The sequence below is a fragment of the Salipiger sp. genome (assembly GCF_059781815.1).
Map to the genome: position 1 here is coordinate 1 of NZ_JBYNAH010000193.1, position 10,190 is coordinate 10,190.

Sequence of the window (10,190 nt, forward strand, 5' to 3'; positions counted from 1 at the left end):
ACCTTGTACACGCGGCTCAGATCCTTGGCGTAGAAATAGGAGGCGAGGCCGAAGATGGTGTCGTTGGCCAGCTCGACCACGTCATCCTCGTTCTCGAACTTGAACAGCGGTGCCAGCGGGCCGAAGGTCTCGTCGGTGGAGAACTTCATCTCGCGCGTGGCGCCGGTGACGATGGTCGGCTCGATGAAGTTGCCGGGGCCCTGCAGGGTCTCGCCGCCGCCGAGGATCACCTCGGCGCCCTTCGCCTTGGCGTCGGCGATGTGGTCCTGCACCTTCTCGATGGCCTTCTCGGTGATCAGCGGACCAAGATCGGTGCCGTCCTCGAGCCCGTCGCCGACCTTCATGTTGGCGACCGCTTCCTTCAGCTTGGCGGCGAAGGCGTCATAGACGCCGGCCTGCACGTAGATGCGGTTGGCGCAGACGCAGGTCTGGCCGTTGTTGCGGAACTTGCACATGATCGCGCCCTGCACCGCCGCATCGAGATCGGCGTCGTCGAACACGATGAACGGCGCGTTGCCGCCAAGCTCCATCGAGCATTTCATCACCTGGTCGGCGGCCTGCGCCAGCAGGATGCGGCCGACGCCGGTGGAGCCGGTGAAGGTCAGCTTGCGCACCTTGGGGTTCTCGCAGAACTCCTTGCCGACCTCGGAGGCGCTGTCCGACGGCAGCACGTTCAGCACGCCCGCGGGGATGCCGGCGCGCTCGGCCAGCACCGCCAGCGCCAGCGCCGAGAGCGGCGTCTCGGAGGCGGGGCGGGCGACGAAGGCGCAGCCCGCGGCCAGTGCCGGGGCGACCTTGCGGGTGATCATCGCGTTGGGGAAGTTCCACGGCGTGATCGAGGCCGCGACGCCAATGGGCTGCTTCATCACCATGATGCGCTTGTCGCGCTGGTGGCCGGGGATGGTCTCGCCGTAGATGCGCTTGGCCTCCTCGGCGTAGAACTCGATGAAGCTGGCGCCATAGGAGATCTCGCCCGCGGCCTCGGCCAGCGGCTTGCCCATCTCGGCGGTGAGAATGGTGGCGAGATCCTTCTGGTTCGCCATGATCAGGTCGAACCATTTGCGCATCACGGTGGAGCGCTCCTTGGCGGTCCAGGCGGCCCAGTCCTTCTGCGCGGTATAGGCGCCGTCGATGGCGCCCGCGACTTGCGCGCGGCTGAGGTTGGCGACCTTGGCGATGACATCGCCGCGGGCCGGGTTGGTGACCTCGAACTCGCCATCGGCGCCGGTGATCCACTCGCCGTTCACATAGGCCTTGGTCTGCAGGAGGCTCGGATCGTCGAGAAGCGAGGGGAGATTGGTTGCGGTCTGATCCAGCATGGTATCCTCCTTGGGGATGGCATTCGTTGCGCATTGCAGAGCATCTGCTTGGACGAAAGTCTAGTATAAGACGGGAGAAAAGCCATGGATCTGAGCGACGCCTACGCCAACGGGCCGCATATCGCGCAGTCGGAAACCTATCCGCCCCGCTGGGCCGAGGCCGCCTCCTGCTACCGGAAGGCCCTGGCGCTGAAGGGGCGGTTCCGGGCCGGGTTGGCCTATGGTCCCGGGGAGCGCGAGAAGCTCGACCTGTTTCTGCCCGAGGGGGTGCCTCGGGGCCTGTTGGTCTTCGTGCATGGCGGCTACTGGATGGCCTTCGGGCGCGAGACCTGGTCGCATCTGGCAGGCGGCGCGGTCGCCCGCGGCTGGGCGGTGGCGCTGCCGTCGTATGATCTCTGCCCCGCGGTGCGGATCTCGGACATCACCCGGCAGATCGCCGCGGCGGTTGTCGCGGCGGCGGGCCAGGTGGCGGGGCCGATCCGGCTGGCCGGGCACTCGGCGGGCGGGCACCTGGTGGCACGGATGCTGGCGCCGGCGATGCTTCCCGAGGATGTGGCGGCGCGGATCGATCATGTCATGCCGATCTCACCGCTCGCGGACCTGCGGCCGCTGATGCAGACCGGCATGAACGAGACACTGCAACTCGATGCCGACGAGGCCTGGGCCGAGAGCCCGGTCGCGATGGCGGCTCCGCAAGCGCCGGTGACGATCTGGGTGGGCGGCGATGAGCGGCCGGTGTTTCTCGATCAGGCGCGCTGGCTGGGCGAGGCGTGGTCCTGCCCGGTGGTGGTGGCGGATGGCAAACACCATTTCAACGTCATCGACGGGCTGGCCGAGCCCGACAGCGCGATCACCGCGCGACTCTTGAGCTAGCGCCTCGGCGGGTCCTTTCGGGCCGCTTCTCGGCCCCAACCCCGGCGTTTCGCAAATCCGTAACCTCCCTGTCACGCTGCCGTTACGCGGCGGGCGCATGGCCTTGCCGGACCAAGACAGGGGACCTTCCATGCACTTCCGCACGCTCTGCCTCACCTCGGCAATGGCGCTGTCGGCAACCGCCGCTGCCGCCGAGATGAATTTCAACCGCATCGCCTCCTTCGCGACCCCGGCCAACATGGCCGAGGGCGAGGACCGCGCCCGCGTCACCTCGGCCGAGATCATCTACGCCACCGAGGACGGCAACACGCTGGTCTATACCGACAGCCCGCTCGGCGTCATCGGCCGCATCGACATCACCGACCCGGCCAACCCGCAGCCGCTCGGCAACATCGCCGTCGATGGCGAGCCGACCTCGGTCTACGTCTCCGGCAACACCATCTTCGCCGGCGTGAACACCTCCGAGAGCTACACCGATCCGTCGGGCAAGCTGGTGATGATTGACGCGACCTCCGGCGACATGCTGGGCGAATGCGACCTTGGCGGCCAGCCCGACAGCACCGCCATGGCCAAGGATGGCAGCTTTGTCACCATCGCCATCGAGAACGAGCGTGACGAGGATCTGGGCGACGGCCGTGTGCCGCAGATGCCCGCGGGCTATGTCGCGATCCTCGACGTGGTTGATGGCGTGGCCGCGTGCGACAGCCTCGTGAAGGCCGATGTCACCGGCCTTGCCGAGATCGCGCCGGAAGATCCCGAGCCCGAGTTCGTCGACGTGAACGGCGCCGGCGAGATCGTCGTTACCCTGCAGGAAAACAACCACATCGTGGTGCTGAACAAGGCCGGCGAGGTGCTGTCGCACTTTTCCGCCGGCGCGGTCGACCTCGAGGGCATCGACGCCACCGACGAGCGCGGGGCGCTGCTCTTCACCGAAAGCCAGCCGGGCCGCCTGCGCGAGCCCGATGGCGTGCAATGGATCGACGACAGCCATTTCGTCATCGCCAACGAGGGCGACATGGATGGCGGGTCGCGCGGCTTCACCGTGTTCCACAAGGAGGGCACCGAGGTCTTCGAGAGCGGCACCTCCTTCGAGCAGGCGGTGATCCGGGCCGGCCACTACCCGGACAAGCGCTCGGACGCCAAGGGCGTCGAGCCCGAGGGCATGGAATTCGCGCGTTTCGCCGAGACGCCCTTCCTCTTCGTGCTGGCCGAGCGCGCCTCGATGGTCGGCGTCTACGACATGACCGATCCGGCGGCGCCGGTGCTCAAGCAGCTGTTGCCCTCGGGCATCGCCCCTGAGGGCGCCGTGGCGATCCCGCAGCGCAACCTCTTCGTCACCGCCAACGAGGAAGACCTCGTCGAGGATGGCGGCGTGCGCGCTCACGTGATGATCTACGAGTATGCCGAAGGCGCGGCCCAGTACCCGACGCTGACCTCGGACGGCGCCGACGAGCTGATCGGCTGGGGCGCGATCTCGGGCATGGTCGCCGGCGAGGACGGCATGATCTACGCCGTCAATGACAGCTTCTACGGCTACCAGCCGCGCATCTTCACTATCGATCCCTCGCAGAGCCCGGCCCGCATCGTCGCGGCGACCGACGTCACCCGTAAGGGCCGCAACGCCCAGAAGCTCGACCTCGAGGGCATCACCACCGATGGCGAGGGCGGTTTCTGGCTGGCCTCCGAGGGCCGCAGCGACCGGCTCGTGCCGCACGCGCTCTACCACGTCAACGCAAAGGGCGAGATCAAGGAAGAGGTCTCGCTGCCGGCCGAGCTGCTGGCTGTCGAGAAGCGTTTCGGCTTCGAGGGCGTCACCATGATCGACGGCTCGCTGTGGATGGCGGTGCAGCGCGAGTGGGGCGACGATCCGAAGGATCACGTCAAGCTGGTCTCCTACACCCCCGAGACCGGGGAATGGGGCGCGGTGCGCTACGCCAAGGCCACGCCCGAGACCGGCTGGGTCGGCCTGTCGGAGATCACCGCCCATGGCGATTACGTCTATGTCGTCGAACGCGACAACCAGATCGGTGCCGCTGCCGTGACCAAGAGGGTCTACCGCATCCCGCTGGCCGAGATGCAGCCCGCGGCACTGGGCGGCGAGCTGCCGGTGGTGAGCAAGGAACAGGTGCGTGACCTGATCCCCGACCTGAAGGGCTGGGGCGGCTATGTGGTCGACAAGGTCGAGGGCCTCGCGATCACCGAGGCGGGCACCGTCTACGTCTCGACCGACAATGACGGCGTCGATGACAGCTCGGGCGAGACCTTCTTCTGGTCCTTCGAGCTCGAGTGATCGCTCCGCGATCCAGCGCGAAACATGGAAGGGGCGGGCCTGCGGGTCCGCCCTTTTTCTTTGGCTGAAGGCTCCGGCTCAGACCCCCGCCTGCAGCGCCCGGTCGGCCATCACCGCCGCCGAGGTGCGGTTGTCGACGCCCATCTTGTGGAACACCTGCTCCAGATGCTTGTTCACCGTGCGGGCGCTGAGACCGAGGATCTCGGCAATGTCGCGGTTGGTCTTGCCGCGCGACAGCCAGAACAGCACCTCCGCCTCGCGCCGGGTCAGGCCGAATTCGGCCTCCAGCCGGCGCTCGTTCTGGCCCTCCTGATAGGCGCGGATCGAGACCATGGTCTCGCCGGGGCCGGCGCCTAGATATTTCAGCGCGAAGCCATCGGCGGTATAGGCCGAGGTCGCCGAGAGCGGCTGCCGCCCGAGCTCTGCCAGCCAGTTGGCCAGAGGCGGCGTGGCGCGGCCGTCCTGCACCAGCGCCTGCGCTCCGGGAGAGGCCAGCAGCGCCATCGCCCCGGCGGAGCCCCATGTCAGGGTGCCGCGCGGCCCGAAGGCCAGAACGCTCTGGCCGGCGCGGTCGAGCGCGGTGCGGGCGGAGTTGATAGCGCGGGCGTTGAGCACGTGGGTGATGATCCGCGCGATCAGCTCGTCGACGATCACCGGCTTGGTGATGTAGTCGACGCCGCCTGCACGCAGCCCCTTGAGGATGTGCTCGGGCTCGGTCAGCCCGGTCATGAAGATCACCGGCGCGGTGATCGGATCGGCGGAGGCCTTGAGCTGGCGGCAGGTCTCGAACCCGTCCATGCCGGGCATCACCGCGTCCATCAGGATCACGTCGGGCTGCACCCGGCGGGCCAGCTCCTGCCCCTCGGCGCCGGAGCGGGCCACGAGCACGGTCATGCCGTTGTCCTCGAGCGCTGCCGAGACAAGCCCGAGGGTCTCGGGCGCGTCGTCGATGACGAGGGCGATGGAGCGGTCGGTGGGAAGGAGATGTCGTTCAGGCTGCATGGCGTTTCATCTCTTCTATCAGGCGCTGGAGACCCTGCATGTCGAATTCCTGCAGGCGTCCGCGGAAGCGTTCGATCTGGGAGGCGGCAAGGCTGCCGCTGTCTTCGAGGCTCTTGAGTTCGCGGGCGATCCCCGCCGCGTGGCCGATGGCGACGAGCTCCGACAGGCGGCCCAGCACGGCGGGGGAGAGGGCAGACTCGGCGGCAGTGGGCGCGTTGACCGTCGGCTCGTAGACCAGCTCGAGCTTCATCATGCCGGCCATGCGGTTGAGCGCATCGGCGATGGAGTAGGGCTTGACGATGAAGGCGTCGAACAGGCCCTTGCGCTCGACCGGCTCGGTGGCCTCAAGCGCGTGGCCCGAGACCATGAGGATCGGCGTGGTGCGGTGCTCGGGGGTGGCGCGCAGGTGCTCGGCGAGCTGCCAGCCATCCATGCCGGGCATGTCGATATCGAGCACGAAGACATCGGGCACCACGTCGCCCAGCACCTGCAGCGCGGTCTCGGCATCGGGCATCGCCTGCACCAGAAAGCCCAACGGGCGCAGCACCGTCTCGAGCAGGCGCAGGTGGTTGATGTCGTCGTCGACCACCATCACCGTGCGGCGCGCGCCGAGATAGCCCACCGGCAGCTCGCCGCCGCGCTCGAGCTGCTCGGCCCGCGGCCGCAGCGGGCTTCCGGCCACCGAGGGCAGCATCAGCTTCACCGTGAAGCAGCTGCCGCGGCCCGGCTCGCTCTCGACGGTGATCTCGCCGCCGAGGATCTCGACCAGCAGCCGGGTGATGGTCAGCCCGAGGCCCGATCCGGCGGCGGAGCTGCTGCGCAGCCGCTCGAAGGGCGACCAGATGCGTCCGATCTGGTCTTGCGGGATGCCGATGCCGGTATCCGCCACCTCGATCACCGCGACTTCGTTGCGGTAATGGACATGCAGCGTGACCGAGCCGCTTTCCGTGTAGTGGATGGCGTTCGACAGCAGGTTGATGATGATCTGGCGCAGGCGCTTCTTGTCGAAATCGACCCATTCCGGCAGCGCCCCGGTGGTGCGGATGCCGAAATCGAGCCCCTTGGCGCGGGCCTGCCCCTCGAAGATCGAGGCGGCATGGCGCAGCAGCGAGGGCAGGTTGATGCGGTCGCGGTTGATCTCGAGCCGGCCGGCCTCGATCTTGGAGATGTCGAGCAGGTTCTCGATCAGTCCGGCGAGATGCTCGGAGGAGCGCCGGATCGCCAGCACCGCGTCGCGCCGCCCGTCGGGCATGTCGGGGTCGTGTTCGAGCAGCTGGGCGAAGCCGTAGATCGCGTTGAGTGGCGTGCGCAGCTCGTGGCTGATGCCGGCCATGTAGCGGGTCTTGGCGTTGTTCGCGGCCTCGGCCTTTTCCTTGGCCGCCTGCAGCGCCGCGTCGGTGCGCTCGTGGGCGCGGATTTCGCGCAGGAGGCGCTGGGTCTGCAGGTCGGCCTCGTCGCGCGCCTTGTGCTGGCTCTCGGTGGCGAGGATCAGGGTCCAGACGATGATGCCGATGACCACCAGCATGGTCGAGAAGATCGCCGTCAGCACGGCGTCGAAATTGTCGCTTCCCGCCCGCGCCCGGATCACCAGCAGCACGAGGCCGAAGGCCGAGGCGGGCACCGCCGTCCCGATCATGAACCGCGCCAGCCGCGACATCAGCGCGTTGGCGATGCTCTCGGGCAGCAGGCGGCGGATGGTGGCCACGGTCATGGTGTCGAGCCGCGCCTGCGGCTTGCAGGCGTCGCGGCAGGAGCTGTCGAGGGTGCAACAGAGCGAGCAGATCGGGCCCGAGTAGAACGGGCAGTCGGTCATGTCCTCTGGATCGAAGCGGTATTCGCAGACGGTGCAGCTGCAGGTGCCCTGCGCATCGATGGGCAGGTCATGGGCATCCACCACCGGGCGGGCGATGTAATAGCGCCCGCGCGTCAGGGCGGCGATCAGCGGGGCTGCGACCAGCGCCGCCGCCAGCGCCACGAAGGACGACAGCGACTGCGCCAGCGGGCCGAAGCCGCCGAGGAAGGCGATGAGCGAGAGCGTCAGGCCCAGCCCCATGGCGCCGATGCCCACCGGGTTCACGTCGTAGAGATGGGCGCGGCGGAACTCGATGCCTTTCGGGCTGAGCCCGAGCGGCTTGTTGATCACCAGGTCCGCCACCAGCGCCCCGATCCAGGCCAGCGCCACGTGGGAATAGAGCGCGAGGATGTACTCGATGGCGTGGAACACCCCGAGGATCATCAGCAGCAGCGCGATGGCGACGTTGAACACCAGCCAGACCACACGGCCGGGATGCGAATGGGTCAGCCGCGAGAAGAAGTTCGACCACGCGATCGAGCCGGCATAGGCGTTGGTGACGTTGATCTTCATCTGGCTGAGGATGACGAAGGTGCCGGTCAGTCCGATCGCCAGCATCGGCAGCGGCAGGACGTAATCGAAGGCGATGAAGTAGAGCTTGGTGGGATCGGTGGCCTCGGTCGCGGGCACGCCGGACGCCACGGCCAGCGTGACGAGGAACGAGCCCGCCAGCATCTTGGCCACGCCGAGCACGCTCCAGCCCGGGCCCGCGGCGAGCAGCGCCGCCCACCAGCGCAGGCGCTCCCGCGGGGTCCTGGCCTCGGGCAGGAAGCGCAGGAAATCGACCTGTTCGCCGATCTGGGCGATCAGCGACAGCGCCACCCCGGCGGCGGCGCCCACCGTCGCCACGGTGACCAGCGAGTCCTTGCGCCCGCCGAAGCTCGTCCAGACCTCGAGGTCGAAGCCGTGCCACGCCAGCAGGCCGAAGGGCAGCAGGTGCAGCACGATCCAGAACGGCTGGGTCCAGGCCTGGAAGGCCGAGATCTTGGTGAAGCCGTTCATCACGAGCGGGATCACCACCAGCGCCGAGACCACGTAGCCCAGCATCACCGGCAGCCCGAAGCAGAACTCGAGCGCCAAGGCGAGGATTGCCGCCTCGAGGGCGAAGAAGATGAAGGTGAAGCTGGCGTAGATCAGCGAGGTGATGGTCGAGCCGATATAGCCAAAGCCCGCGCCGCGGGTCAGCAGGTCGATATCCACGCCGTAGCGCGCCGCGTAGTAGCAGATCGGCAGCCCGGTCAGGAACAGGATCAGCCCCACCAGCATGATCGCGATGATCGCCGGCGAGAAGCCGTAGGTCAGGGTGATCGCCGCCCCGATGGCTTCGAGCGCCAGGAACGAGATCGACCCCAGCGCGGTGTTCGCCACGCGGCCATAGCTCCAGCGCCGGGCACGCCGCGCGGTGAAGCGCAGCGCGAAATCCTCGATCGTCTCGTTGGCGACCCAGCGGTTGTAGCGCCGCCGTTCACCCGTCGCGTCAAAGGGGACCAGCATGCGAATACCTCGCCGATTCCCTCCTCCCTCGACCGCGCATGTCCCTCGGCTGCCGGGGGCGCCTCTCCTTGGCGCCGTCCGGTGGCTGTCGCGGTCCTCATGTCCTCGAGCTCATCGGGCGCGTTCCGCGCTCTCCCGAACTCCCTGTTGGTCGTTCCGAGGGCGCCGACCGCGTCTGCGGAAGCGCCTCGTCACAGGTTCAAAATGATAGGTGGAAAAACGCGCATGAATATACGTCATTCAACGTATACGCGCTCGGCGACAAAGCTGCCAGCCTTCAGGTCAAGGGGGCCCACAACCCCGATCAAGCAAAATTGACCGACAAGGAGGCACTATGTCTGATTTCGATAAGTCCAGCAAAAACAATGGCGTATCTCGCCGCGCCATGCTTGCGGGCGGCGTCGCGCTGAGCGCGTCGCTGTTCGCTCCCAAGGTCCTGCGGGCGCAGGATTACCCGACGGCAGAGGTCAACACGACCGGCCTTGCGGTGACCGACGATACCGTCACCATCGGTATCCTGCACTCGGTGACCGGCACCATGGCGATCTCGGAGACCGGCTCGGTCCAGGCCGAGAAGCTCGCCATCGAGCAGATCAACGCGCAGGGCGGCATCCTCGGCCGCAAGATCGAATACATCCAGGAAGACGGCGCTTCCGACTGGCCGACCTTCGCCGAGAAGGCCAAGAAGCTCCTGGTCAACGACAAGGTCGCCTCGGTGATGGGCTGCTGGACCTCGGCCTCGCGCAAGGCGGTTCTGCCGGTCTTCGAGCAGTATAACGGCTTCCTCTACTACCCGACCTTCTACGAGGGTCTCGAGGAGAGCCCCAACGTGATCTACACCGGTCAGGAAGCGACCCAGCAGATCATCGCCGGCCTCGACTGGGTCAACAAGGAGAAGGGCGCCAAGAGCTTCTACCTGCTCGGCTCCGATTACATCTGGCCGCGCACCTCGAACAAGATCGCGCGCAAGCACATCGAGAACTTCCTCACCGACTGCAAGGTCGTGGGCGAGGAGTATTACCCGCTGGGCCACACCCAGTTCAACTCGGTGATCAACAAGATCCGCCTGAAGAAGCCCGACGTGATCTACGCCATCGTCGTGGGCGGCTCCAACGTGGCCTTCTACAAGCAGCTCAAGGCCGCCGGCATCGACATGACCAAGGAAAGCCCGCTGCTGCTCACCATCTCGGTGACCGAGGACGAGATCCGCGGCATCGGTGGCGAGAACATCGAGGGCGCCTATGCCTGCATGAAGTACTTCCAGTCGCTCGACAACGATAACAACATGGCATTCGTCAAGGCCTTTAAGGAAATGTGGGGCGAGGACATGGTGATTGGTGACGTGACCCAAGCCGCCTAT

The 10,190-nt window shown here is 67.0% G+C and carries 6 protein-coding genes; 3 read left to right on the plus strand and 3 right to left on the minus strand.

Features of this window, described 5'->3' with window-relative positions; genetic code table 11:
- On the minus strand, positions 1–1,319 hold a 1,319-nt coding region (locus AC6RA4_RS18980; RefSeq protein WP_500163040.1), incomplete at its 3' end, for an NAD-dependent succinate-semialdehyde dehydrogenase.
- Positions 1,320–1,403: 84 nt separating this feature from the next.
- On the opposite strand from AC6RA4_RS18980, the gene AC6RA4_RS18985 reads away from it, so the two are divergent.
- On the plus strand, positions 1,404–2,192 hold the full coding sequence (locus AC6RA4_RS18985) for a hormone-sensitive lipase (RefSeq protein ID WP_500163042.1): 789 nt from the start codon (positions 1,404–1,406) through the stop codon (positions 2,190–2,192).
- 130 nt (positions 2,193–2,322) lie between these two features.
- Entirely contained in the window at positions 2,323–4,482 is a 2,160-nt protein-coding gene (locus AC6RA4_RS18990) for an esterase-like activity of phytase family protein (protein ID WP_500163044.1), read from the plus strand.
- 78 nt (positions 4,483–4,560) lie between these two features.
- Here the strand turns inward: AC6RA4_RS18990 and AC6RA4_RS18995 are convergent, their stop codons facing one another.
- On the minus strand, positions 4,561–5,484 hold the full coding sequence (locus AC6RA4_RS18995; RefSeq protein WP_500163045.1) for a response regulator: 924 nt from the start codon (positions 5,482–5,484) through the stop codon (positions 4,561–4,563).
- Entirely contained in the window at positions 5,474–8,830 is a 3,357-nt protein-coding gene (locus AC6RA4_RS19000; protein ID WP_500163047.1) for a hybrid sensor histidine kinase/response regulator, read from the minus strand. The genes AC6RA4_RS18995 and AC6RA4_RS19000 overlap by 11 nt, the downstream gene beginning before the upstream one ends.
- Positions 8,831–9,164: 334 nt before the next feature.
- On the opposite strand from AC6RA4_RS19000, the gene AC6RA4_RS19005 reads away from it, so the two are divergent.
- The coding region (locus AC6RA4_RS19005) for a transporter substrate-binding protein (RefSeq protein WP_500163049.1) at positions 9,165–10,190 on the plus strand (1,026 nt) is incomplete at its 3' end.